This is a genomic window from Actinoplanes sp. NPDC051861 (assembly GCF_040681145.1).
Taxonomy (GTDB): Bacteria; Actinomycetota; Actinomycetes; order Mycobacteriales; family Micromonosporaceae; genus Actinoplanes.
This window is the reverse complement of the sequence record NZ_JBFAYE010000025.1, coordinates 134,309-159,120: the sequence shown is the minus strand read 5'-3', so window position 1 is coordinate 159,120 and position 24,812 is coordinate 134,309. Positions and strand designations below refer to the sequence as shown.

The window sequence follows — 24,812 nt, the reverse complement described above, 5'->3', positions numbered from 1 at the left end:
GACGTCTTCAACACCCTGCTGCAGATCCTTGAGGACGGCCGGCTCACCGACGGACAGGGCCGCATCGTCGACTTCAAGAACACCGTCATCATCCTGACGACGAACCTCGGCACCCGGAACGCCACGAAAGCCGTCCAGCTCGGCTTCCAGACCTCCGAGGGCACCGAGAGCAGCTACGAGCGGATGAAGATCAAGGTCAACGACGAGCTCAAGCAGCACTTCCGCCCCGAGTTCCTGAACCGCATCGACGACACGATCGTCTTCCACCAACTCCGCGAGGACGAGATCCTCCAGATCGTCGGCATCTTCACGGCCCGCATCGAAGCCCAACTGAAGAACAAGGACATGGGCCTCGAACTCACCGACAGGGCCAAACAGTTCCTGGCCACCAAGGGCTTCGACCCGGTCATGGGAGCCCGCCCCCTGCGCCGCACGGTCCAGCGCGACCTGGAAGACCCCCTGTCCGAACAGATCCTCTTCAACGAACTACGCCCCGGCCAGACAGTCGTCGTCGACGCCGAGGGCACCCCGGAGAAACTGACCTTCCGCAGCGCCGGCAAAACCACCGCCGAGGAGGCCGATTCCCTACCGGCAACCACGAAGGGCGGCGACAGCTCACTGCCCGGCTGACACCATCGCGCCGGCCAGGACGATCAGCTCACCCCGAGCGACAGCTCACTGCCCGGCTCACACCATCGCGCCGGCCAGGACGATCAGCTCACCCGGGCGGCCACCTCACTGCCCGGCCAGGACGATCAGCTCGCCCGGGGTGGCGGCCACCCGCACGCTCAGACCGTCGACCAGGACGCGGTAGGCGACGGGCGGGCCGGGTGCGCCCCAGACCGCGCCGGTGATGGTGGCGAGCCGGTTCTCGAAAGGGCTGGCCAGCATCCGCACCCGCGTGCCGGGGGCGTGCCCGTCGTTCGCGATCACCAACAGAGCGTCGAGGATCTGCCGGGCGCCCTCGATCGGCGGGTTCGGCGGCAGGGTCAGCGACGTGGCCGGGTCGCGTTCGAGGAGTTCGCGGGCTTCGCGGTCCAGGGCGGCGCACTCCAGGTCGACCGCGCTCGCCTCGCCCATCTCGGCCGTCCAGGCCAGGTCGCCGAGGGCCGGGACCAGGTGCGGCGAGCGTTCGGCGATCGCCAGGTAGAGCAGCGACAGCAACTCGGCACGGCCCTCGCCCGAGTACAGCTCGCCGCAGGGCGGGAACCGCTCCACGAGATGCGCCGCCCGGCCGGCCGGAAGGATCGCGGCGCGGCGGGTGTCGTCGCGGCGTTGCTCGAAGGTGCGGCGGTCGAAGACCGCCGGGTAGACCGTGCGGCCGTAACTGGCGATCGTCTCGCCCGGCCGTAGGCCGGCAGCCTCCAGCTGGCGGGCGGCCACCGAGTAGGCCACGCCGGCCCGCGCCGCCTGTGCGCGGATGGCCCGTTTGCGGGCCCGGCCCCGGCGGGGAGCCCGCCGTCCGTTGTGATCAGTCATGATGCCCCCGGGGCAGCCCACGCCTCTGCACCGAACGGCGGCGTGCGGGGCACGCCGGAACTGAGATCCGCCGCGCTGGGTCCGGGACCCTTGGCCCAGAACGCAGAACCAGGCGTGGTGGCTCTCCATGGGCTCGGGCAGGCGCACCGCCCACTGCGGATGATAGTCCCGCACGCCTCCACACGCATGCCTCGAACGGCTCACCCGGCCGGCGCGTCGTATCGATCCCGGACGAACCTCCCGAGCCGCCCGGCGAACTCCCCGAGCGTCGCCGCGGCGACGTGGCGGGAGTCCCACACCGCGACGAGCCGGATCACCAGCCCGTCGACCGCGAGCGGAACCAGGCCGAACCGCGGGTCGTCGCTGACCACGGCGATCCCCCGCCCGGCCGCCGCCAGCGCCTGCGCGACCGTCCCGTTGGCCGCCTCCACGGCGTCCGACGACGAGAACCCCGAAGCGTCCAGCGCCTGCCGCGCCGTGAACGCCGGTGGCAGCACGATGAGCGGCTCCCCCAGCAGGTCCGGCAGGGTCACCCCACCCCGGGCCGCCCACTCGTGGTCCGGCGGGACGTAGGCCCACACCGGAAGCACCGCCAGCGGCAGAGCACGGAACGGCGCCGCCGGCCGTACGGTCCCGATCGCCAGGTCCGCCCCCTGCCGCAGCGTCTCCACCGGCGACAACCCGTCCGCTCCCAGGACATCGGTCGTCGGGTCCTCGGGGGCGAGTGTCGCGATGAACGGCGACACCACATCGGTCAGCGTGACCGTAGGAGCCCCGATGGTCAGCCGCGCGAGCCGTCCCCGCGCGTGGAACGCCGCCGCCACCTGCAGGTCGGATGCCCGTTGCAGCAGGTCACGTGCCTGCGGGAGGAGCGCCGCACCGGCCGCCGACAACACCAGCCGCCCGCCGGAGCGGTCGAACAGCGCCACCCCGAGGTCCCGCTCCAGCTGACGCAGCTGACGGGACAGGCCCGGCTGCGTCAGGTGCAGTCGCCCGGCGGCGCCGCTGACCGTGCCGGCCGATGCCGTAGCCACGAAATAGCGGAGGTGCCGCAGCTCCATCGTATGCCTCCCAGGCATGACAACTCTGCCAGGATGGTAATGGACGGGCATAGCGAGCAACCCGAGACTGGGACCCGTGAGCATCGAGCAGAAGCGCCGGCTGGTCACCGACCTGCCCGGCCCCCGGTCGCAGGAACTGATGGCCCGCAAGACAGCCGCGGTCCCGGACGGTGTCGGCACCACGATGCCGGTCTTCGCGGCCCGCGCCGGCGGCGGCATCGTGGTCGACGTCGACGGCAATCACCTGATCGACCTGGGCTCCGGCATCGCCGTGACAACCGTCGGCGCCAGCTCACCGAGAGTGCAGGACGCACTTACGAAGCAGATTGAAGATTTCACCCACACCTGCTTCATGGTCACGCCCTACGACGGCTACGTGACAGTCGCCGAGAAGCTCAACCAGCTGACCCCCGGCGACCACGACAAGCGAACCGTCCTCTTCAACTCCGGCGCCGAAGCCGTCGAGAACGCCGTGAAGATCGCCCGCGCACACACCAAGCGCGACGCCGTGGTGGTGTTCGACCACGCCTACCACGGCCGCACGAATCTCACGATGGCGATGACCGCGAAGAACAAGCCGTACAAGCACGGTTTCGGCCCGTTCGCCCCGGAGGTCTACCGGACCGCGGGCAGCTACCCCTACCGGGACGGCGATCTCGACGGCGCCGCCGCGGCGGCACGCGCGATCGACCAGATCGAGAAGCAGATCGGCGCCGAGAACCTGGCCGCGCTGGTCATCGAGCCGATTCAGGGCGAGGGCGGCTTCATCGAGCCGGCGATCGGTTTCCTGCCCGCGCTGGCGGCCTGGTGCCGGGCGACGGGCGTGGTGTTCGTCGCCGACGAGGTGCAGACCGGCTTCGCGCGGACCGGTGACCTGTTCGCCTGCGAGCGCGAGTCCGTCGTACCCGATCTGATCGTGACCGCGAAAGGCATCGCCGGCGGTCTGCCGCTGTCCGCGGTCACCGGCCGGGCCGAGATCATGCAGGCGCCGCACGTGGGTGGTCTGGGCGGCACCTACGGCGGCAACCCGCTCTCCTGCGCCGCGGCGATCGCCGCGATGGAGACGATCGAGGCCGACGGCCTCGTCCAGCGAGCCAGGGAGATCGAGGGGCTGATCTTGGAGCGTTTGTCACGGTTGCGGGATCAGGACGACCGCATTGCAGATGTACGCGGACGCGGCGCCATGATCGCCGCCGAGCTGGTCCGTCCCGGCAGTGACGAACCGGACCCCCGCCTCGCACGCGACGTCGCGCGGCTCGCCCACCAGGACGGCGTCGTCGTGCTGACCTGCGGTACGTACGGCAACGTCCTCCGCTTCCTGCCCCCGCTCACGATCAGCGACGACCTGCTGCACGACGCCTTCGACGTGCTCGCCGCGGCCTTCCGGGAGACCCGATGAGGATGTTCACCGTCACCGACCCGGCCACCCTCGAAGCGGTCGCCGACGTCCCCGATCAGGACACCGTGGACGCCCGCAACGCCGTCGACGCCGCGAGCGCCGCCTTCGGGTCCTGGTCGAGGACCGCGCCACGACAGCGCTCGGAGATCCTGCACCGCGCGTTCGAGCTGATGCTGCGTGACCGGGACGAGCTGGCCCTGCTGATCAGCCGGGAGAACGGCAAGTCTCTCGCCGACGCGACCGGTGAGGTCACGTACGCGGCGGAGTTCTTCCGGTGGTTCGCCGAGGAGGCGGTCCGGCCCGGAGGTGAATTCGGACAGGCGCCGGCGGGCGGTGCCCGTACCCTTGTCACTCACCACCCCGTAGGCGTCGCCGCGCTGGTGACGCCGTGGAATTTCCCGGCCGCGATGGCCACCCGCAAGATCGCACCGGCGCTCGCAGCCGGTTGCACCGCGGTCCTGAAACCCGCCGCCGAGACGCCGCTGACCGCACTCGCCGTCGCCGCCCTGCTCACCGAGGCCGGCCTGCCCGACGGCGTGGTCTCCGTGGTCACCACGACCGACTCGTCCGGCGTCGTCGGCGCCTGGCTCAACGACGAGCGGGTCCGCAAGATCTCGTTCACCGGCAGCACCGCCGTGGGCCGGGTGCTGCTGCGGCACGCCGCAGACCGGGTGCTGAACTCGTCGATGGAGCTGGGCGGCAACGCGCCGTTCGTCGTGACCGAGGACGCCGACCTGGACGAGGCGGTGGCCGGCGCGATGATCGCCAAGTTCCGCAACGGCGGCCAGGCGTGCACCGCGGCGAACCGGTTCTACGTGCACGCGGACGTCGCGGACGAGTTCGTGGCCCGGTTCGGCGCGCGGGTGGAGAAGCTGACCGTGGGCGCGGCCGCCGACGGCGCCGAGATCGGGCCGCTGATCAGCGCGTCGGCGCTCGACCGGGTGCGCCGCGCGGTCGAGCAGTCGGGCGCCCGCGTCGCTCACCGGGCCACGACGCCGGACTCCCCCGGCTATTTCTATCCGCCGACCGTGCTGGTCGACGTGCCGGCCTCCTCGCCGATCCTGCGCGAGGAGATCTTCGGCCCGGTCGCGCCGGTGGTCACCTGGACCGACGAGGCCGAGCTGCTGGAACGGGTCAACGCGACCGAGTACGGGCTGGCCGCGTACGTCTTCTCCGGCGATCTGGCCCGCGCCCTGCGTCTCGGCGAGGCGATCGAGGCCGGGATGGTCGGCGTGAACCGTGGCCTGGTCTCCGACCCGTCCGCGCCGTTCGGCGGCGTCAAGCAGAGCGGCCTTGGCCGGGAGGGCGCCCGGGACGGCCTGCGCGAGTTCCAGGAGACCCGCTACCTGAGTGTCGCCTGGCCCACGTGAGCGGGCGAAAAAGCCCTACCGCCGGGTAGCGTCTCTGGCGAGAAGAACGGGGGCGCCACATGGCAACGCGGTACGTCGCGATCGGGGACAGCTTCACCGAGGGACTGGGCGACACCCAGCCGGACGGCACCGAGCGGGGCTGGGCCGATCTCGTCGCCGCCGGCATCGCGGCGGGCGAGGGCGACACCATTCAGTACGCGAACCTCGCCATCCGCGGCCGCCTGCTGGAACCGATCGTCACCGAGCAGCTGGACGCGGCCCTCGCGCTCTCGCCGCAGCCCACGCTGCTCTCCCTCAACGGCGGCGGCAACGACATGATGCGCCCCGGCGGCGACCTCGACCGCCTCGTCCACCTGACCGAGCGCGCCGTGCGCCGGTGCACCGAGGCCGGCGTCAAGGTGCTGCTGCTCAGCGGCGCCGACCCGTCCGGGCACCTCCCGTTCGGCAGCCGGATGCGGCCCAAGGGCGCGCAGCTCACCGAGGCTGTGCGCGGCTTCGGCGACAGGTACGACGTGGTCTTCGTCGACATGTTCAACGACCGGGAGATCCAGCGCCGCGACTACTGGTCGGCCGACCGCCTGCACCTCAACGCGGCCGGGCACCGCCGGGTCGCCAGCGTGGTGCTCAGCGCGCTCGGCTACCCGACCGAGGCCCACGTGATCGACCCGGGCCCCTCGGCCAGCCGGAGCCTGCTCGCCGAGGCGCGGTATTACCGGCAGCACGTCCTGCCGTGGATCCAGCGGCGCCTCGCCGGCCGCTCCTCCGGCGACAACCGAACCGGCAAGTACCTGAGCTGGGTCCCCATCAACGTCTGAACCTCACCCCCCACCCCATTGCGTGTGGAGTACGGCCTCTCTCCGCACCCCAACTCCACACGCAACCAGCTCACCCCATTGCGTGTGGAGTACGGCCCGCCCACGCACCCCAACTCCACACGCAACCAGCTCACCCCATTGCGTGTGGAGTACGGCCCGCCTACGCACCCCAACTCCACACGCAATCAGCTCACCCCATTGCGTGTGGAGTACGGCCCACCTACGCACCCCAACTCCACACGCAATCGGCTCACCCCATTGCGTGTGGAGTACGGCCCGCCTACGCACCCGAACTCCACACGCGGTTAGGTTGTTGGTTGGACTCGGGCGATTCTTATGGAGGTGCTGGAGGAGCCGGCGGCGGGGTAGGCGGCGCTGCCGTCCGGGTACGCCTTGAACGCCTGGTATGCGTGATCCTTCGCCTTGATCGTGAACTTGGCGCCGACCGCTTTACCGGTGCCCGCGTCGTACACCTGCGCCGACATCGCCGAACCGGACTGCCAGGTGAGCAGCATCCGGCCGGTGCCGTACGGGACGAGGTGCGGGTGCTGTGACGACGCGCCGGTGCGGATCGTGGTGGTCGACTTGCCGGTGGTGAAGCGCTCGAGGCGCACCGAACCGCCCTGACTCCACGCCGTCCAGTAACCCTTGCCCTTGGCCAGCACGAGGTCACCGCCGAACAGCGTCCCGTCGCAGGTGCCCGCCGCCACCGTCCGGTACGGGCTCGGCTGCGCGATCCGGCAGTTGTTGTCGGTGGCGCAGACCGCGACGAACCGCTTGGTCCGGGGGTCCCAGACGATCCGCGACGTCCACGCGTGGCTGCACCCGACCTCGGCCGCGTCCCTGTGCCCCGGCACCAGCTTGCCGCTCGCGTTCACCACCTGGATCCGGTCGCCCTGGTGGATGTCGACGCAGTCGCCGTTCTTCACGGTGATGGCGACACCGAAGTACGCGGCCCAGTTCTTGCCGTCGGTCGCGAGCCGGCCATGGTGCTGGTACCACCAGACGAAGCGGGCGCCGTCGTCGTACCCGGCCCGGCCACCGGTCAGGTTGGTGACCTGACGCTCCCAGACCAGCTTGCCGTTGTCGTCGAAGCGGACCACGTGCATGGTGTTGCACGGGCTGGACTCACCGCCGCAGAGCGGCCCGCTGCCACAGGTGCCCTTGCGGGTGAGTAGCAGGGCGCCACCGCCGGCCCTGTCGGCCTGCACGTCCTGCAGGTCGATCCCGGTGAAGCTGGTGGGCTTGCCGACCAGCTTGTCGGCGCAGTCCAGCCGGCCCAGGTAGACCTTGCCGTCGGTGCCGCGCCAGGCCAGCCAGGAACCGCCGTCGGGGCGGGCCGCGAGCGCCATCGGCAGCGGCTCCGTGTCGCCCTCGTTGCCGTATCCGGTGACCTTCACCCCGAGTTTGACATCGGTGACCTGGGCGACCGGCTTGGCGGACGCCTTGCGGCCGCAGGGGCCGGTGGCGGCGGGTGGCTTCACGGCCGGCGCGGAGACACTGGGCGCGGTGGAAGGCGCCACGGAAGCGGGCACACTGCCGGCCGGTGCGCCCGCCGCGGCGGCGGCGACCCGAGTCTCACCCGCGGTTTCCGGCTCATCCGATGAGCACGCTCCCACGGCGAGGGCGGCAATGGCGGCCAAGGCGACCGCAAAACTCTTCCGGCGCATTATTTAAGCTATTCCTAAGAAAGAGGCAAATGGGCCTGGAATGGCAACGGCAGACCTTACAGCACACCAATCGAATGCGGAATCAACCGCCGTTGAACCGGCGCTGCACCGGCATTGAACCGGGCCGCCCGAGGCTCTGCTCGACCGCCGGGACACCTCGTCCCGGCCGTGAGAGGAGCCGAGAGATGGCCGACATCATCGTCACCGACCAGGCCAAGGCCACCGACCCCGCGATGAAGGCCCTGACGGACCGGGTCGCCACCGCCGTCAACGCCGCCGCCACCAAGGCGACGGCCAACATGTTCGAGCCCGCCCGCTACCCGCTGCCCAAGCAGGCGACGTCGCTGGAGCAGGTCCTGCGCACCGGCATCCAGAAGCTGCCGGCCGCCGCCCGGCCGAAGTCGAAGACCAACGTGCTGGCGCTGGTGGGCAACAAGGCGGCGTGGAAGAAGCAGTTCGGCGGCATCGACCTCGGCTCGGCCGTGGCGGTCGACGAGCAGCTGGCGGCCACCGCCGAGCCGCTCGACCTGTCGAGCCTGCAGATCGCCGAGGACGACACGATGTCCGTGGACGCCATGGCGGCGGCCACCCCGGTCAACCGCGAGCTCGCGCTGCGCATCCACCGGGTGACCTGCAAGGACGAGACCAGCGAGATCGGCAAGGACGAGATCTACCTGGGCGGCACGTCGGTGGACGAGAACGCCGACACGAAGACCGTCAAGGCGTTCAAGGTGGACAGCTTCAGCACCGGCAAGAAGAAGGTGTACACGCCGCCGAGGCAGTTCACCTTCTTCAACGTCCGCGAGGGCGGTGCCAAGTTCCCGAAGACCTACACGGTCGTCCTGGTCATGATCGAGCACGACATGGGCGACCTGGCCGGCTTCCTGAACAAGCTGGCCGACGCGGTACGCGACCGCCTCCGCCAGGAACTGGTCAAGCTGGGTACCAAGGGCCCGATCGAGGCACTCATCGCGCTCGGCCTGTCGATCGTGATGGACAAGGTCTTCGGCTGGCTCAAGTCGCTCTGGGGCGACGAGGTCTTCAACCCGCGCACGCTGAGCGTGAAGCTGCCGACCGCAACGCACCGCTTCCCCGGCAACAGCCTGGACAGCCCCGAGGGCACCCTGCGCTACAAGGGCCACGGCGGCGAGTACGAGGTGGTCTACGACTGGCAGCTGAAGGCCTGACCGTCACCAGGACGGCGTCAGCGGAAGCTGCTGGCTCCAGTGCTGCGCCCGCACGCTCGGCGGCTCGGGAACGGGGGTCACCGAGAACGCGGACGCCACCACCGGGCCGGTCGCGAAGGCGCCGCGCTCGATCGTGAGGTCGGCGCTCCATCGCTCGCCGGTGGAGACGCCGACCCCGCGGGCCACCGCCTCGCCCTGGACGACCAGCACGAAGACGTGCACCTCGGCGCCGTCGTCGTCGGCGCGGGTGGTGGGCCCGGCAGCGCGGACGGTCAGGCCGTCCGGTGCGAGGCGGACCTCGTCGATCTGGGAGAGGGACATCGGGTACCTCCGATAGCGGCCGATTTACGTTCGTAGAGATCACGGGCCTGCCTCGCGGCGTCGCCGCCGGGCAGGCCCGCGGCGTGCCGGACGGCGGCCAGGTCGAGCCAGGCGTCCGCGCGGATCACCAGCAGGTCGCTCGGTTCGGCGAGGCGCACGGCCTCCCCGGCGAGTTCCACCGCCTCGGCGTGCCGGCCGCGGCCGGCCAGGACCCGCGCGAGCACGCCGCGCCACATCACCTGGGTGGGCAGGTCCTCCGGGGCGGCGTGACCGCGGCTCACCTCGCACTCGTGCTCGGCCTCGTCGTCGCGGCCCTGGTCGTGCAGCGCCCGGGCCAGCATCGCGGCGGTGGTGGCCAGCAGCGCGCCCTCGCCCATCGCCTCCAGCCGCTGGTAGCCCTGCCGCAGCAGCCGTTCCGCGACGTGCGGGCGGCCGGCCAGCAGTTCCAGCAGGCACTCGTGGTGGGAGACGGCGGACTCCAGGCGGCCCAGCTCGCCGAGGATGCCGTTGGCCCGCTCGATCAGGGCGGAGCCGCGGCCGATGTCGCCGCGCAGGGCGTGCAGCAGGCCGAGCGGGTGCAGGGTGGCGGCCACGGCGACCGGGCTGCGGCCGACGGTGGCGAGGATGCCCTCGCAGCGGGACACCGCCTCGGGCACCGGCAGCGGGCCGAACGCCGCGGCGGACGCGCGCCAGCAGAGGATCTCGAACAGCTCCCGGTCGTCGCCGGCGCGGCGGGCGTGACCGGCCGCCTCCCGCCAGCAGGCGTCGGCCTCGGCGGCCCGGCCGCGCATCCAGCGGACGGTTGCCCGCAGGGACCAGGCGCGGCTCTGCCCGTACGCATCATGCTCCTGACGAAGCGCGCCCAGCGACTGCCCGGCGGCATCGTCCGCCTCGCTCAGCCACCGCCTCGGATCGGCCTGGAGACGGACCCGCTGCAGCTCCACCCGGGCCAGCGCCGAAGGCGCGTGATCCAGCCTCTTCTCCGCGTCGGCCAGCCGGCCGCACTCGAGCAGCGCGCTGCCCAGCCGGGGCAGCAGCGCACGCCGCGCCGGATCGTCCTCGGCGAGCAGATCGACCGCCCGTTCCAGCAGGCGGGCCGCGGCCGGGACATCCCCGCGGAGCAGCGCCGTCCGGGCCGCGGCGTCCAGCCGGGCCGACGCACGCGACGCGAGCACCGGGCCACCGGGCAGGCCCAATGAGGTACGCAACCGCGCCGCCCGCTCCAGATGGTGCCCGATCGGCTCGTCGGCCGCGCCCGGACGCTCGGACAGCCACCCGGCCAGCCGCTCGTGCAGCCCGGCCCGCGCCGCGCCCGGCAGAGCCCGGTAGGCCACGTCGCGGATCAGCGCGTGCGCGAACTGGAACGCGTCGTCGCGGGAGCTCGCGGGCCGGTCGACCGCGAGGAACTGCTTGCGGACCAGCCCGCGCAGCACCGGGCCCAGATCGAGCTCGGGCAGCAGCTCGGCCAGCGCGGACCGGTGGAACCGGTGGCCCTCGACCGCACCGCAGGCCAGCACCCGCCGCTCCCCCGCGCCGAGCCGGTCGATCCGCGCCGCGAGCAGCGTCTGAATGCTCGGCGGCAGCGTGCCGGACGGGCACGGCCCGGCCGCGATGAGCTGCTCCAGGAACAGCGGGTTGCCGTCCGCCGCGGCGATCACCCGGTTCGCCTCGTCGGGTGCGACACGGTCCGCCACCAGCAGCCGGGTGTCCGCCTCGCCGAGCCGGTCCAGCACGACCAACTGCCGGCCGGGCTGCGGCACCGCCCACTCCGGACGGGTCTCGAGGAGTTCCGGGCGGGCCGAGCAGAGCAGCCGCGTGTTCCTGAGGTAGGCGGCCAGGTGGTCCACCAGGTCGAGCATGCTCGGCTCGGCCCAGTGCAGGTCCTCGATCACGACGGTCAGCGGCCGGTGCCGGGCGAGGTGCTCGAAGAGGCGGCGCACCGCCCAGTACGTCTCCTCGGCCCTCGACGGCTCGCCGGCCCGGCCGATCGCGCCGAGCACGCGGCGGGCGATCACGCCGTCCGCGCCGCGCAGCGCCTGCTCCAGGCCGCCGTCCAGCTGGGCGACGATCTCGGCGAGCGCGTGGAACGTGATCCCCTCGCCGTGCGGCAGGCAGCGCCCGGCGAGCACCTGACCGTCGAAATCGGTCGTGGCCTGGTGCAGCAGCCGGGACTTGCCGATCCCGGGCTCGCCGATCACCGTGACGAGGCGGGCGGACGGGTCGTGGAGCCGGGCGAGCTCGGGTTCGCGGCCGACGAACGGCGTCGTGGGCGCGGCGGGCGGTGGGTCGCCGACGCTGTCAAGGCACCAGACCGACGGTGATCGGACTTCGGCGGTGAGCGCCGGCCCGGCGAGCTGATGGGTTCCGGGGCCGAGCAGGATCTCACCCGGGGCGGCCAGCCGGCGCAGGCGGAGCGCGCGGTCGATCGGTTCCCCGGTGGCGACGGGCCCCTGACCCGCGCCGGCGCCGACGAAGACCGGTCCGGACTCGACGCCGAGCCGTGCCGCCAGGTCTCCACCCGCCTCCCGGGCGAGCTCGTCCAGCGCGATCCGCAGCTCCCCCGCGGAACGCAGCGCGCGCACCGCGTCGTCCTCGTGCAGCCGGACCAGACCGAAAACGCCCAGCACGGTGTCACCGCAGGCCGGCTGCGGCGAACCCCCGTGCCGTTCGAGGATCTCCGCGCAGAGGCGTGCCTGCCGGCTGAGCAGGCGGTGGGCGATCTCGGGGTCGAACTGCTCGGCCGGCCCGGCGTCCCCGGTGATCCCGGCGGCGATGACGGTGACGAGCCGGTGCCCGATCTCCGGCGGTGGCGGCGAGGCGGTGACCGGTTCGGATATCGGCGTGAGGTCCAGCTCGCGGTCCTGCGCGAGGATCCGGCGTTCGAGGTCACGCAGCTCCGGGCCGGGCTCCAGACCCAGTTCCGCATCGAGCAGGCGGCGCGTGTCACGGTAGGCGGCGAGCGCCTCGGCCTGCCGGCCACAGCGGTAGAGAGCGAGCATGAGCTGGGCGCGGAGCCGCTCACGGTAGGGATGGGCGGCCGCGAGTTGCTGCAACTCGGGCACCAGCGCGGCGTGCCGGCCGAGTGCCAGGCCGGCTTCCAGAAGACTTTCGCGTACGCACCGGCGCCGCTCGCCGAGTCGATCCACCTCATGGCGTGCCGTGGCCGGGAACGACAACCCTTCCAGGGGCTCGCCGCGCCACAGGTCCAGGGCCGCCCGCAGCAGCCCGGCCGCCCTCGACGGGTCGGCGGCCAGGCACCGCTCCCCCTCGGCGGCCAGCCGATCGAACTCGGTCAGGTCGAGAGTCCCGGGATGGACCACGTAGCCCCGCGCGCGGGTGCCGACCACGCGCGCGCCGAGCGTCTGGCGCAGCGCGTGCACGTACCCCTGGATCAGTTTCGTGGCACTGGCCGGCGGCGTCTCGCCCCAGAGTTCGTCGATCAGCCGGCCGGCCGGCACGGTCTCGCCGGCGTGCAACAGGAGCACACCGAGCAGCGCCGCCGGCTTGCCGGCGCCGATCTCCCGACGCTGACCGCGGTCGACGACCTCGAGCCGGCCGAGGATGCGGAACTCCATGTTGCCCCCGCGCTCCATCTTGGCCGCGGGTCGCGCCCGGCGATATCCGAAGCCCGACAGGATCGGCTAACGTCGATGCACCCATCCCCTTGGAGGCCTTTTCATGAAACGATTCATGGCCGCCGTCGCAGCGTTCTCCCTCCTGCTGGTCCCCCAGCCGGCACTGGCCGCCGCGCCCACCGTCACGCACTCCTCCACCACCGTCCTCACCACCAGCGGCCGGACCGCGCTGACCTACACCGGCTACATGAACGGCGAGTCGTTCCAGCAGGACGGCATCGTCACGTACGCCGGCCGGCAGTACGCGGCCTTCTGGGACCAGAGCGGCTACGTCAACATCTCCCGGCGGCAGGTGCCGTCCGGCGCTTGGCAGAACCTGCGGCTGACCGACTACGTGACGACGTCGACGGACTCGCACAACACGATCAGCATCGGGATCGCGCCCGCGGACGGGACCATCCACCTCGCCTTCGACACCCACTCGTCGCAGTTCCGGTACCGCAAGTCGGTGGCCGGGCTGGCGACGTCCTCGACCTGGACGACCGGCGGCTTCGGCGCGGTGCAGAGCAGCCTGACCAGCACGAGCATGGCGGTGGTCACCTACCCGCAGTTCTTCGCCCACCCGGACGGCACGCTGCAGCTGGCGATCCGCACCGGCTACAGCGGCACGGGTGACGAGGTCCTGTACGAGTACAAATCAGGTGGATGGTCTTATATCGGGGAATTCATTGACGGGACCACCGCGGGGAACAACGCCTATCTGTTCGGCATCGAATACGACAATTACGATCCCGCCAATCCACTGCTGCACGTGACGTGGACGGTGCGGGAGACGTCGGACGCCAGCACGAATCACGACCTGTTCTATGCGTACAGCAAGGACAAGGGCCGGACCTGGCGCAACAACGCCGGCACCGTCGTCGCGACAAGCGGCTCCAGCCCGCTGCGCTCGGACTCGGCGGGCCTGCGCGTGTGGGGCATCGGGCAGAACCGGGGTCTGATCAACCAGGAGTCCCAGGTGGTCGACGCCGGCGGCATCGTGCACGTGCTCGCCTCACACCTGCCCGCCTCGGCCGCGAGCAACAGCAACTTCACCAGCGCGCGGGAGACGGCGGTGCTGGTGCACTACTGGCGGGACAAGGCCAGCAAGGTGTGGCACCAGACGTACACGCCGTTCCTGGAACGGTCGGCGCGCGGCGACATCGCGGTCGACTCCCGCGACAACCTCTACGTGGCCAGCGGCGACTCGAGCACGCGCAAGCTGCACATCCAGACGGCCTCGAAGGCGTCCGGCTGGGCCGACTGGACGATCCGGTACACCTCGGGGGCGATCTACTACTCCGACCCGCTGATCGACCACCAGCGGCTGAAGTCGCTCGGCACGCTGAGCATCTTCGCCCCGCGGTACGGCGGGAGCCAGATCGACGTACAGGACTGGACGGTGAGCTGAGGGCTCACCAGGCCGGATTGACCGTGCCGGGAGCCGCACCCGGCACCGCGGTCTGGGCGCGCAGCTCGGCGAGAGCCTGGCGGGCCCGGACCGCGCCGTCCGGGGTGAGACGGTAGAAGCGCCGGGCCGGCCGGCCCTCCTCGGACGGGTCGATCTGCTCCCAGTGGGCGTCGACCCAGCCGGCCTCCTGCAGGCGGTGCAGGATCGGATAGAGACTCCCGCTGGCCAGGCCGGTGCTCTGCATGATCTCCAGGCCGTACCGGTCGGCGTCCGGCTCGGCGAGCAGCGCGGCCAGGACCCGGGCCGTCGGTATCGTGATCCGCATGCGGCCACTTTATCTGAACTCTATATAGGGTAGAAGCCGCGGTGCAGCCCGCGGCGATCCGCGAGCTGCACCGTCGGCGCCTCAGATCCGGAACCGGCCGATCACCCGCTGCAGCTCGGCGCTGATCCCGGCCAGCTCGCTGGCCGTGCCGCTCGCCTCGGCCAGCGTCGCCGTGGTGCTCTGCGCGGCGCTCGCCACCCCGGTGATGGTGCCGGCGATCTCGGTGGTGCCCTGCGCGGCGTCGCCGACGCTGCGGCTCATCTCCCCGGTGGTCGCGGTCTGCTCCTCCACCGCCGAGGCGATGGTCAGCTGGTAGTCGTTGATCCGGGCGATGATCGTCGAGATCTCGCCGATCGCGGCGACCGCGTTGGCGGTGTCCGACTGGATCGCCTCGACCCGCCGGGAGATGTCGTCGGTCGCCCGCGCCGTCTCCTGGGCCAGGTCCTTGACCTCGCTGGCCACCACCGCGAAGCCCTTGCCCATCTCGCCGGCGCGGGCCGCCTCGATGGTCGCGTTCAGCGCCAGCAGGTTGGTCTGCTCGGCGATCGCGGTGATCGTCTTGACCACGTTGCCGATCTCGGCGCTGGAGTCGCCGAGCTTGGAGACGGTGGCGTTGGTGGTCTCGGCGACGCCGACCGCCTCGGAGGCGACCCGGGCCGCCTCGTTCGCGCTCTCGGCGATCTCCCGGATCGAGGCGCCCATCTCCTCGCTGCCGGCCGCGACGGTCTGCACGTTCGAGGAGACCGTGCCGGCCGCGGCGGCGACCACGTCGGCCTGGGTGGCGGCCTGCCGGGCCGACTCGCCGATCCGCTCGGTGGCGCCGGTGAGCGCCTGGGTGCTCTGGCCCAGGATCCGCGAGCTCGACGTGAGCTGCCCGACCATGTCGCGCAGGCCCTCCCGGGCGGTGTTCACGGCCATCGCCATCCCGCCCAGCTCGTCACGGACCTGCACCTCGGCCGGGACGGTCAGGTCGCCCTGCGCGACGGCGGCGAGGGAGGTGGAGACGCTGCTGAGCTGGCGGACGATCACCCGGGCGACGAACGTGGCCAGGCCCAGGCCCAGCAGCAGGGCCACCGCCATGAACACGATCATCTGGGTACGGGCGCCCTCGTACGTGTCCCGCGCGTCCGCCGCCATCTCGGCCGACTCGCTGTCCTCGACCTTCTGCAGCTCCTCGATCGCGGCCTTGAGGTTCGCCTGGGTCTTGATCCACACCGGGGTGATCTGGTCGGCGGGCGGCATCTCGAAGCCCGCGGCCGGCGGCTCCTGGAACAGCGCGACAGCGCGCAGGTTGCGGAAGTACGTGAACTCGTCGCCGACCTTCTGCGCCGCGGCCAGCCGCTTCGGGGAGTCCGACGCCAGCTCGCGGTACGCGCCCAGCGCGGCCATCAGCGCCTCGTCGGCCACGTCCACCGCCTTGCGCGAGTCACCCTTCCGCTCGGGCGGCACCACGGCCCAGCCGAACATGCCCGAGGCGTCGTCGCCCGCCGCGCCGCGCAGGGTGCTGAGCTGCACCAGCGCGTCGACGTGACGCTGCTTCATGCGGTTCACGCCGTCGTTGAGCTCGCTCATCCGGTTGATCGCCACGATGCCGATGGCGAGGGCGGCTATCGCGATGGCCAGCACCGAGACGTAGATCTTGGTGCCGACCCCGAAGTCCGCGAGCCGGCCGGCGATCGGGTTGCGCCGGGCGGTCACCTGAACGTCGCTCGTTCTCATGTCAGATCCTTCGGCACTTTCCGCCCAAAGATGAGAAACGCGAACACCCGTCCGAGTGCAACGTTCACATTCAGCGATCGCCGAACGCCAATCTTGACAACCCGGTTACGGACGTCAACACTGCGAAACAATCCACCGACAGCGATGTGTTAACGCTCACTCAAGAGGGATCCGATGCGCAGAAGGATCAGCACCTTCCTCACCCTCGCCGTCCTCCTTTTCGGCTCCTGGTCGCTGGCCGCTCCCCAGCCCGCGGCCGCGCTCGACCCGTTCACCGGCTACCTGATGGCCCACTTCATCGGCGAGTCGGCCCGCGGCGAGCAGATCTACCTCGCCCACAGCAGGGACGGGCGGAACTGGACCGACCTCAACGGTGGCGGTCCGGTCCTGCTCTCCACCGTCGGCACCCAGGGCGTCCGCGACCCCGCCCTCGTCCGGTCACCGGCCGGCGACCGGTACTGGATCATCGCGACCGACCTGCGGATCGCCAGCGGCACGTCGTGGAGCGACGCCGCCAACCGCGGCAGCAGGTCCCTGGTCGTCTGGGAGTCCCGCGACCTGGCCAACTGGTCCGTACCCCGCCTGCTCAACGTGGCGGGCGGCATCTCCGGCGCCGGCGACGCCTGGGCCCCCGAGGCGATCTACAACCCGGCGACCGGTGACTACGTCGTCTACTGGGCCACCAACTCCGCGCTCAACGGCGTGACCAAACACCGCATCTGGTACGTGCGGACCAGCGACTTCCGTACCGTCACCGCACCGCAGCTCTACATCGACCGGGGATCCGGCCAGGGCATCATCGACACCCAGATCATCGAGGTGGCGAACAGCCTCGGTGGCTACCGGTACTACCGGGCCTCGGCCGACGGGCAGATCACCGTCGAGGGCAGCAACACGGTCCTCGGCAGCTGGACGCGGATCGGCGACCTGCAGCACCTCGGCATCTCCAACGGCGCCACCGGCGGCAACGTGGTCGAGGGCCCGATGTGGGCGCAGACCAACGGCACCAACGAGTGGCACCTCTGGCTCGACCAGTACGCCACCGGCCGCGGATACATGCCGGTGCGCTCCACCAACCTGGGCAGCACCCAGAACTTCGCCACCCGCAGCGACTACAGCCTCGGCACCACCCGCAAGCGGCACGGGTCGATCCTCAACCTGACCGCGGCCGAGGAGAGCCGGGTCCTCGCGAAGTGGGGCCCGTCTGCGGTGCTCAACCGGATCCAGTCCTACAACTTCCAGACCCGATATGTACGCCACTCGAACTTCGACATCCGCATCGACGCCTCGGTCAGCCCCGTCCAGGACTCCCAGTTCCGCGTCGTCCCCGGGCTGGCGAACACCTCCGGGTACGTGTCCTTCGAGTCGGTCAACTACCCCGGGTACTACCTGCGGCACTACAACTACGACCTGGTCCTGGCCGCCAACGACGGCTCCACCACGTTCGCCGGCGATGCCACGTTCCGCCAGGTGGCCGGTCTGGCCGACAGTTCCTGGTCGTCGTTCCAGTCGTACAACTACCCGACCCGCTACCTGCGCCACTACAACTATCTGCTGCGAGTCGACCCGATCAGCACCGCCACCGAACGGGCCGACGCCACGTTCCGCATCACCGGCTGACGCCGCCGGGCCGGGGCGGCACGTGCTGCCCCGGCCCGTTCTCATCCTGGCATCGGGTCCTGGACGGTGGCCCAGACGACCTTGCCGTCGTCGATCGGCATGGCGCCCCACACCGCGGACAGCCGGTGCACGATCTGCAGGCCACGCCCTCCCTCCTTCAGGTCGGGACCGTTTCTCTCGCGGGGCCGGGGCAGATGCGGGCTGCGGTCCGCGACAGCGATGTGCAGGCCGTCCCCGCGCCGGGCGACCAGCAGCCGCCCCTCCGAACCGGTGTGCTCCACCACGTTCGAGACGAGCTCCGACACGACCAGCTGCGCCGGGAACTCGAGATCGGGCAGCTCCCACGCCTCGCACGCGTCCTGGACCAGCCGCCGGGCCCGCCGCGCGGCGAGCGACTCGGGCGTGATCCGCATGAACAGCCGGCGAGGCTGTGGCAGGCGCCCCGCCAGGGCCTCCCGCGCGCTGTCGGCACGTGGATAGACCGGCAGGCCGTCGCCGGTCCGGCGCAGGCGCCCGGCCAGCACACCGCCGTCCGGCGCGCAGAGCGCCACCGGCACGCCCGGGTCCATGTGCTCGCCCCGGCGGTACGCGTTCAGCCACGTCGGCACGCTGTGCCCGCTCGCGTCGTCCAGGCCGGACAGGTCGAGCAGCAGGCCGCGCGGATGCTGGCTGAAGCATTTGTTCAAGGTGGTCGTGACCCGGTGCCAGAGCCCGCGGCCCCACCGGTCCCGGACGGCGACGACGGTGATCTCGGCGTCGAACTCGCTGCGGACCGCGACCGATCCGGGCTCCGCGTCGAACAGGTAAGGCGGATGAACGCCCACACCCCGATGCTAGGTAATACCCCTGACGCGTGCACTCCCCGATTCAGGGTCGCCTTCCGGGTTGTCACGGATCCGTCAGGTGTGCGGCTGTTGCAATGATTAGCGGTCTCGTCGCCTGGCCTTGGGGAGGCCGTCATGAGATTCCGCCGTCTCGGCGCCGCGGGCGCGGTCGCCGCTCTGCTGCTCGTCGCAGCGTGTGCGAACGACCCGGCCGGCACCGCCACCAGTGAACCGAGCACGACCAACCCGCACGCCTCGCACAGCGGATCCGCACCACCGCCGTCACCGTTGCGGCAGAACGAGCGGTTCGTCGACATCGGGCTCGACAAGCCGTACACACCGGCCGCGCCGAACGGCGGCACCGATGAGTACCGGTGCTTCCTGATCGACCCGAACCTGACCGAGCCCGCGTACCTGACCGGCAGCCGCTTCCTGCCGCAGAACGCCGCGATCGTGCACCACGCGATCTTCTACCGCCTCGGCCCGGAGCAGGCCAAGTCGGCCGAGCAGACCGACGCCGGCACGCCCGGCGAGGGCTGGACGTGCTTCGGCGACACCGGTGTGGACGGCCAGACCGCCTGGGTCGCGCACTGGGCACCCGGCGCCGGCGAGACGCTGATGCCGGACGGTTTCGGCTTCGAGATGCCGCCCGGCAGCAAGCTGGTCATGCAGATCCACTACAACCTGCTCGGCGCGCAGGGCACCGGGAACGCCGACCAGTCCGGCATGCAGATGCGCCTGGCCTCGGCGGGCGCCCCGCTCAAGCCGCTGGAGACCGGCCTGGTGATGGGCCCGATCGAGCTACCCTGCGAACCCGGCGGGACCGGGCCGCTGTGCGACCGCGAGACCGCCGTCGCCGACGTCGCCAAGCGCTTCGGCGAGGAGTCGCGGGAGACCGTGGACCAGCTCGTCCAGTTCTGCAGCGGCGGCCGGCCGAAGCCCGGCAACACCCAGACCTGTGACCAGCCGATCGAGCAGGCCGGCACCGTCTACATGGCCGCCGGTCACATGCACCTGCTGGGCCGCGCGATCAAGGTGGAGCTCAACCCGGGCACCCCGAAGGCGCAGACCATCATCGACATCCCGCAGTACAACTTCGACGACCAGGCTCTCGTACCGCTGAAGAAGCCGATCTCGATCGGCAAGGGCGACAACATCCGGGTCACCTGCACCCATGACGCCACGCTGCGGCAGAAGCTCCCGCAGCTCAAGCAGCTCCCGTCCCGCTACGTCGTCTGGGGCGAGGGCACCAGCGACGAGATGTGCCTCGGCATCCTCGTGATGGCCCCGGCCACCACCTGACCCGGCACGACTCGGGGCCTCCTGGACCGGAGGCCCCAAGTCGGTGGTTACGCCCCGCCCGATCGGTGGGTAACGGGAAGGGCATGACGGAGTACGGCATTCACGCCTCGCACGAGCAGATCCCGCCCGGCGCCCTCCTGGAGGCGGTGATCGCGGCCGAGCGGGCCGGGTTCGGCGCCGCCATGTGCTCGGACCACTTCTCGCCGTGGAGCGCGCGGCAGGGCCAGTCCGGGTTCGCCTGGTCGTGGCTCGGCGCCGCGCTGCAGGCCACGAACCTGTCGTTCGGAGTCGTGAACGCGCCCGGCCAGCGCTACCACCCGGCGATCATCGCGCAGGCGATCGGCACTCTCGGATCGATGTATCCGGGGCGGTTCTGGACCGCGTTCGGCACCGGCGAGTTCAGCAACGAGCACATCACCGGGGCGAAGTGGCCGCGCAAAGAGGTCCGCAACGCCCGGCTCCGCGAGTGCGTGGACGTCGTCCGGGACCTGCTCAACGGCGAGGAGGTGTCCCGCGACGGGCTGGTGACGGTCGACCGGGCACGGGTGTGGACCAGGCCGGAGACGCCGCCGGCGCTGATCGGGGCCGCGGTCAGCACGGCCACCGCGAAGTGGTGCGCGGAGTGGGCGGACGGCCTGGTCACGGTCAACGCCCCGGAGGAGCACCTACGCGAGATGATCTCGGCGTACCGGGGTGCGGGCGGCCGCGGGCCGGTCTGCCTGCAGGTGCACCTGAGCTGGGCGGAGAGCGACGCGGAGGCGGAGCGGATCGCGTACGACCAGTGGCGCAGCAACATCTTCGAACCGCCGGTCTGCTGGGACCTGGCGACCGCCGAGGAGTTCGACGTGGTCTCCGAGCACGTCACGGTGGAGCAGGTGGCGCGGGTCGTGCACATCTCGGCCGACCTGGAACGGCACGTCGAGCTGCTGCGCGGCTATGCGGCACTCGGCTTCGACCGCATCTATCTGCACCACGTCGGGCAGGACCTGATGCCGTTCGTGGAGACCTTCGGCGCGAAGGTGCTGCCGCGCCTGCGAGACTCGGCTGCATGACGCGGTACGTGACGACCCGGGACTGGGACGCGGGAGCGTCGGAACTGCGCAGCCACGAGGGTGTCACCTTCGCCGACCTGGACCTCTGCGAGACCGAGGTACGCGGGGTCGAGTTCTCCGGCTGCACGTTCCGCGACGCCCGGTTCAACTGCTCCCAGCAGGACGACGTGGCATTCCTGAACTGCACGTTCGTGAACTGCACGTTCTTCGACGCGACGTTCACCGACTGCAAGATGGTGGGCAGCGGCTTCGAGCGGTGCACCTTCGACATCATGACCGTCGAGGGCGGTGACTGGTCGTTCGTCGTGCTCCACCGGGCGGACCTGTCGAGCACCACGTTCACCGGCACCCGGATGCGCGAGGCGGACCTGACCGGTGCGCGCTGCCACGGCGCGACCATGCGCGACCTGGACCTGTCCGCTGCGACGCTGACCGGGGTGGACTTCACCGGGTGCGACCTGCGGGGCACCGACCTCTCGGCGCTGGACCCGCTGACCGCCCAGGTCCGCAACGCGATCATCACGGGCGACCAGGCGATCACCGTGGCGGCCGCGCTGGGCCTGCAGATCCGCGACTAGCGGCCGGGGAACTTCGGCAGGCCGGCGCGCATGCGGGCCCGGTCGAGGAGCTGGTCCTCGCTCTCGTCGTCGTCGCTGAGGTAGACCCACGGCCAGTCGGCCTCGTCGCCGGAGCGTTCCAGGTGGGGCCGGGAGCGCTTGATGTCGCCGCGGTCGTTGAAGACGAAGGCGAAGGCCTGGTGCGCCTCCGGGGAGGCGGGGTGTGCGGCATACGCGTCGGCGCCGGCCATCAGCCGGTCGGACGCGGCGTCGACCTCCCGGCGCACCTCCTTGCGGCTGAAGTACCGCAGGGCGGCCCGGACCCGGGTGAAGACGTTGTCGTCGCTGCGCAACTCGATGTAGGCCTCGACGTGCGCGAGCGGGACCAGCGCGTGCATCGGATGGCCCGGCGGCAGGTCGCGGGTGCGCTCGCGAGCGAACGCGAAGCACTCGGCCTCGCTGCCGTGCCACTTGCCGGTGAGCGTGACCAGGCGCAGCCGGTTCGCGTCGTAGGAGATGTCGCCGCCGCGCTTGACCAGCTCCGCCCACATGTCGTGGACCTCGCCGGAGTACTTGCCGGCGGCCATCGCGCAACCCATCAGCCGACGCCACGGCGCGGGGTCCTCGGGCAGCAGCTCGGCGGCGCGGTGCAGCGACTCGCGTGCCCGCGTCATGTGGTGCATCAGGCCGTCGACCTGCGCCCGGCTGGTCTCGGACATGACCGCGGCACCGCGGGCCTTCCAGGCGGACTCCTCCTGCAGCGTGCCGACCAGCAGCCAGAGGTCCGGGTTCCACGGGTCCTGGCCGAGCTGGGCCTCCAGCTGCGGCAGCCGCGGGATGGTGTTCCGGGACAGGCTGCACAGCGCGTGGATCCGCGCCTCGGCGTCACCACGGGCGGCGGCGAGAAGGTGCAGCGCCGGGGCGGTGTCACCCTGCTGCAGCGCGATGCGGGCGTTCCGGTACGGGTCCGGGTGCCATTGACCGGCGAACATATCGAGTGATCTTAGCGAGGGCTTGCACGGCCCGGCTTTCCTGGAGGGTATGGACGTACCGGACGGCCCCGAGGATCTCGACGCCAAGATCGCCCGACTCGCCGCCGCGCTGAGCGAGCGCGCCCGGCTCGAGCCCCGCCGGGCGGCCGTCGTCGCCGCGATCACCAAGCTGACCGGTGAGCTGGAGGTGCTGCGCCGCCGGGAGGAGGCCGAGCAGCGCGACGTCGAGAAGCTGGAGGGTTTCTCGGTCGGCCGGGTCCTCACCACGCTGCGCGGCGCGCACGGCCGCAGTCTGGACCGGGAACGTACCGAGGCCGAGGCGGCGCGGGAGCGGGTCGCGGAGGCGATGACGCGACTGGACACCCTGGAGTCGCAACTCGCCGATGTGAAGGCCAGGCTTGCGGCGACGGACACCGCGCCCGCGACCTATGCCTTGGCCATCGCCGAGAAGGAACGACTTCTTCAAGAATCAGGACACCTTTCGGGTACGCGACTCGCGGCGCTCGCCGCCGAGAAGGCCACGATCGGCGCCCAGCTGGAACGGCTCACGCGCGCCGCGACGGCGGCCGGCCGGGCCGCGGAAGCCCTGCGGCAGGCCAACGAGTTGCTGGAGTCGGCCGGCAACTGGTCGGCCGCGGACACGTTCCTGGGCGGCGGCGCGATCAGCAGCCACGCCAAGCACGAGCGTCTCGAGGAGGCGGCCGGTCACGTGTCCGGTGCGGAACGCCAGCTGGAGGTCCTGCGCAAGGAGCTCGGCGACAGCCGGGTCGTGGCGCCCGTGGCGGCCGGGCTCGGCGTCGACGGCACGACCCGCCTCATCGACGTGTGGTTCGACAACATCTTCACCGACGTGTCGGTCGGCAACCAGATCGGCACCGCGCAGGAGCGGATCGGCCGGACCGCGAAGCGCGTACGCGACGTGCGCACCGCTCTCGCCGCCCGCATCGCGGGAATTCGCGCGCGACTGCGTGAAATCGAATCCGAGCGCGAGAAAATCATTTCTATAAGCGACGGCTGTTAAACCCGGCGAAATTGATCGGTTGACGCGGGGCGCCGGCAGGCGATAAACAGTTTTGTAGATCCTATAGGTCTACGAAAGGAATCCCGCTCGTGGACCCGTTCGAAAGAGTGGCGCTCGGCCGCACCGGCGTCACGGTCACCCGGCTCGGCATGGGGCTCGCGCCTCTCGGCGGGCTGTATTCGGCGGTCGGCGACGACACCGCCACGGCGGCGATCGACGAGGCCTGGCGGCACGGGGTGCGGTTCTTCGACACCGCCCCGTTGTACGGTTCGGGGCTCTCCGAGCGGCGTTCCGGGGCGGCGCTCTCCGGCCGGGACGATTTCACCCTGTCCACCAAGGTGGGCCGGCTCGTCACCCCCGGCAGGACCGAGGATCCGGGAATGTGGTCCGAGGGGCCGCAGGAGATCACATGGGACTTCTCGGGTGAGGGGGTGCGCAGGTCACACCGGGAAAGCCTGGAACGGCTCGGCCTCGACCGCGTCGACGTGCTCCATCTGCACGACCCGGACGACCACTATGTGCAAGCGGTCACCGAGGCGTTGCCGGCGCTGGTCTCGATGCGCGCCGAGGGCACCATCGGCGCGGTCTCGGCGGGGATGAACCAGTCCGCGATGCTGACCGAGTTCGCCCGCACCGGCCAGTTCGACTGTCTGCTGCTCGCCGGGCGTTACACGCTGCTCGACCAGTCCGGGCTCGCCGACCTGCTGCCCGAATGCGAGCGCCGGGGCATCTCGGTGATCGCCGGCGGGGTGTACAACTCGGGGGTGCTCGCCGATCCGCGTCCGGGGGCGTATTACGACTACAGGCCGGCGCCGCCCGCGGTGGTCGCGCGGGCACAGGCGATGGCACGACTTTGCGAGCGTCACGGCGTACCTCTTCGTGCTGTTGCTCTGCAGTTTCCCCTCGCCCATCCGGCGGTTGCGGCGGTGCTGATCGGCGTGCGGTCGCCGGAGGAGGCAGCGGATGCTGTGGCGATGGCCCGCGTCCCGATTCCCGGCGGCCTCTGGCGTGACCTGGTCGCCGCGTGGCTGCTCGACCCCACCGTCCCGGTTCCCTGACCCCCTTCCCTCGAT

The 24,812-nt window shown here is 71.2% G+C and carries 21 protein-coding genes; 12 read left to right on the top strand and 9 right to left on the bottom strand.

The window, feature by feature from the left end; translation table 11 throughout:
* On the top strand, positions 1 to 630 hold a 630-nt coding region (locus AB0M02_RS40540), incomplete at its 5' end, for an AAA family ATPase (RefSeq protein WP_364237370.1).
* A 105-nt stretch (positions 631 to 735) separates the two neighbouring features.
* Here the strand turns inward: AB0M02_RS40540 and AB0M02_RS40535 are convergent.
* Both AB0M02_RS40535 and AB0M02_RS40530 read right to left on the bottom strand, forming a co-directional pair.
* The gene (locus AB0M02_RS40535) at positions 736 to 1,479 is read right to left on the bottom strand and encodes a hypothetical protein (protein ID WP_364237368.1); all 744 of its coding nucleotides are present in this window, start codon (positions 1,477 to 1,479) and stop codon (positions 736 to 738) included.
* Between the two features lie 200 nt (positions 1,480 to 1,679).
* Positions 1,680 to 2,540: a LysR family transcriptional regulator gene (locus AB0M02_RS40530; RefSeq protein ID WP_364237365.1), complete on the bottom strand. Its 861-nt coding sequence runs from the start codon at positions 2,538 to 2,540 to the stop codon at positions 1,680 to 1,682.
* 76 nt (positions 2,541 to 2,616) lie between these two features.
* On the opposite strand from AB0M02_RS40530, the gene gabT reads away from it, so the two are divergent.
* From gabT to AB0M02_RS40515, 3 genes are read left to right on the top strand one after another with little or no spacing between them, the layout of a single operon-like run.
* Positions 2,617 to 3,939 (top strand): 4-aminobutyrate--2-oxoglutarate transaminase, encoded by a 1,323-nt coding sequence (gene gabT, locus AB0M02_RS40525; RefSeq protein WP_364237362.1) that lies wholly within the window; start codon positions 2,617 to 2,619, stop codon positions 3,937 to 3,939.
* On the top strand, positions 3,936 to 5,309 hold the full coding sequence (locus AB0M02_RS40520; protein ID WP_364237359.1) for an NAD-dependent succinate-semialdehyde dehydrogenase: 1,374 nt from the start codon (positions 3,936 to 3,938) through the stop codon (positions 5,307 to 5,309). Before gabT ends, AB0M02_RS40520 begins: the two co-directional genes overlap by 4 nt.
* Before the next feature lie 59 nt (positions 5,310 to 5,368).
* Complete coding sequence (locus tag AB0M02_RS40515) at positions 5,369 to 6,124, top strand: SGNH/GDSL hydrolase family protein (protein WP_364237356.1); 756 nt, start codon at positions 5,369 to 5,371, stop codon at positions 6,122 to 6,124.
* 305 nt (positions 6,125 to 6,429) lie between these two features.
* Here the strand turns inward: AB0M02_RS40515 and AB0M02_RS40510 are convergent, their stop codons facing one another.
* Complete coding sequence (locus AB0M02_RS40510; RefSeq protein WP_364237353.1) at positions 6,430 to 7,647, bottom strand: hypothetical protein; 1,218 nt, start codon at positions 7,645 to 7,647, stop codon at positions 6,430 to 6,432.
* Positions 7,648 to 7,979: 332 nt separating this feature from the next.
* Between AB0M02_RS40510 and AB0M02_RS40505 the strand changes: the two genes are divergently transcribed.
* Positions 7,980 to 8,981: a hypothetical protein gene (locus tag AB0M02_RS40505; RefSeq protein ID WP_364237351.1), complete on the top strand. Its 1,002-nt coding sequence runs from the start codon at positions 7,980 to 7,982 to the stop codon at positions 8,979 to 8,981.
* A gap of 3 nt (positions 8,982 to 8,984) precedes the next feature.
* Here AB0M02_RS40505 and AB0M02_RS40500 read toward each other — a convergent pair whose 3' ends face one another.
* Both AB0M02_RS40500 and AB0M02_RS40495 read right to left on the bottom strand, forming a co-directional pair.
* The gene (locus AB0M02_RS40500) at positions 8,985 to 9,302 is read right to left on the bottom strand and encodes a hypothetical protein (RefSeq protein ID WP_364237349.1); all 318 of its coding nucleotides are present in this window, start codon (positions 9,300 to 9,302) and stop codon (positions 8,985 to 8,987) included.
* The gene (locus tag AB0M02_RS40495) at positions 9,254 to 12,877 is read right to left on the bottom strand and encodes a BTAD domain-containing putative transcriptional regulator (RefSeq protein WP_364237347.1); all 3,624 of its coding nucleotides are present in this window, start codon (positions 12,875 to 12,877) and stop codon (positions 9,254 to 9,256) included. The genes AB0M02_RS40500 and AB0M02_RS40495 overlap by 49 nt, the downstream gene beginning before the upstream one ends.
* A gap of 103 nt (positions 12,878 to 12,980) precedes the next feature.
* Here AB0M02_RS40495 and AB0M02_RS40490 point away from each other — a divergent pair, with 103 nt between their 5' ends.
* Positions 12,981 to 14,327, top strand: coding sequence for a BNR repeat-containing protein (locus tag AB0M02_RS40490; RefSeq protein ID WP_364237344.1), 1,347 nt, complete (start codon positions 12,981 to 12,983; stop codon positions 14,325 to 14,327).
* A 4-nt stretch (positions 14,328 to 14,331) separates the two neighbouring features.
* Here the strand turns inward: AB0M02_RS40490 and AB0M02_RS40485 are convergent, their stop codons facing one another.
* Positions 14,332 to 14,652, bottom strand: coding sequence for a PadR family transcriptional regulator (locus AB0M02_RS40485; RefSeq protein WP_364237342.1), 321 nt, complete (start codon positions 14,650 to 14,652; stop codon positions 14,332 to 14,334).
* Between the two features lie 81 nt (positions 14,653 to 14,733).
* Positions 14,734 to 16,371 (bottom strand): methyl-accepting chemotaxis protein, encoded by a 1,638-nt coding sequence (locus tag AB0M02_RS40480; RefSeq protein WP_364237339.1) that lies wholly within the window; start codon positions 16,369 to 16,371, stop codon positions 14,734 to 14,736.
* A gap of 174 nt (positions 16,372 to 16,545) precedes the next feature.
* Between AB0M02_RS40480 and AB0M02_RS40475 the strand changes: the two genes are divergently transcribed.
* Positions 16,546 to 17,991 carry a glycoside hydrolase family 43 protein gene (locus AB0M02_RS40475; protein WP_364237336.1) on the top strand — a complete coding sequence of 482 codons (1,446 nt, stop codon included), beginning with the start codon at positions 16,546 to 16,548 and terminating at the stop codon, positions 17,989 to 17,991.
* 41 nt (positions 17,992 to 18,032) lie between these two features.
* Here AB0M02_RS40475 and AB0M02_RS40470 read toward each other — a convergent pair whose 3' ends face one another.
* Positions 18,033 to 18,815 (bottom strand): ATP-binding protein, encoded by a 783-nt coding sequence (locus AB0M02_RS40470; RefSeq protein ID WP_364237334.1) that lies wholly within the window; start codon positions 18,813 to 18,815, stop codon positions 18,033 to 18,035.
* 135 nt (positions 18,816 to 18,950) lie between these two features.
* Between AB0M02_RS40470 and AB0M02_RS40465 the strand changes: the two genes are divergently transcribed.
* The 3 genes from AB0M02_RS40465 to AB0M02_RS40455 all read left to right on the top strand — a co-directional run bounded on the left by AB0M02_RS40465 (position 18,951) and on the right by AB0M02_RS40455 (position 21,747).
* Positions 18,951 to 20,117, top strand: coding sequence for a monooxygenase (locus AB0M02_RS40465; RefSeq protein WP_364237332.1), 1,167 nt, complete (start codon positions 18,951 to 18,953; stop codon positions 20,115 to 20,117).
* Between the two features lie 83 nt (positions 20,118 to 20,200).
* Positions 20,201 to 21,169, top strand: a complete 969-nt coding sequence (locus AB0M02_RS40460) for a TIGR03885 family FMN-dependent LLM class oxidoreductase (protein WP_364237330.1) — start codon at positions 20,201 to 20,203, stop codon at positions 21,167 to 21,169.
* Positions 21,166 to 21,747: a pentapeptide repeat-containing protein gene (locus tag AB0M02_RS40455; protein WP_364237327.1), complete on the top strand. Its 582-nt coding sequence runs from the start codon at positions 21,166 to 21,168 to the stop codon at positions 21,745 to 21,747. Before AB0M02_RS40460 ends, AB0M02_RS40455 begins: the two co-directional genes overlap by 4 nt.
* Here AB0M02_RS40455 and AB0M02_RS40450 read toward each other — a convergent pair.
* Positions 21,744 to 22,718: a hypothetical protein gene (locus AB0M02_RS40450; RefSeq protein WP_364237325.1), complete on the bottom strand. Its 975-nt coding sequence runs from the start codon at positions 22,716 to 22,718 to the stop codon at positions 21,744 to 21,746. The genes AB0M02_RS40455 and AB0M02_RS40450 overlap by 4 nt on opposite strands.
* 49 nt (positions 22,719 to 22,767) lie before the next feature.
* Here AB0M02_RS40450 and AB0M02_RS40445 point away from each other — a divergent pair, with 49 nt between their 5' ends.
* Positions 22,768 to 23,739 carry a hypothetical protein gene (locus AB0M02_RS40445; protein WP_364237322.1) on the top strand — a complete coding sequence of 324 codons (972 nt, stop codon included), beginning with the start codon at positions 22,768 to 22,770 and terminating at the stop codon, positions 23,737 to 23,739.
* An 89-nt stretch (positions 23,740 to 23,828) separates the two neighbouring features.
* Entirely contained in the window at positions 23,829 to 24,797 is a 969-nt protein-coding gene (locus AB0M02_RS40440; protein WP_364237321.1) for an aldo/keto reductase, read from the top strand.
* The last annotated feature ends 15 nt before the right edge of the window (positions 24,798 to 24,812 follow it).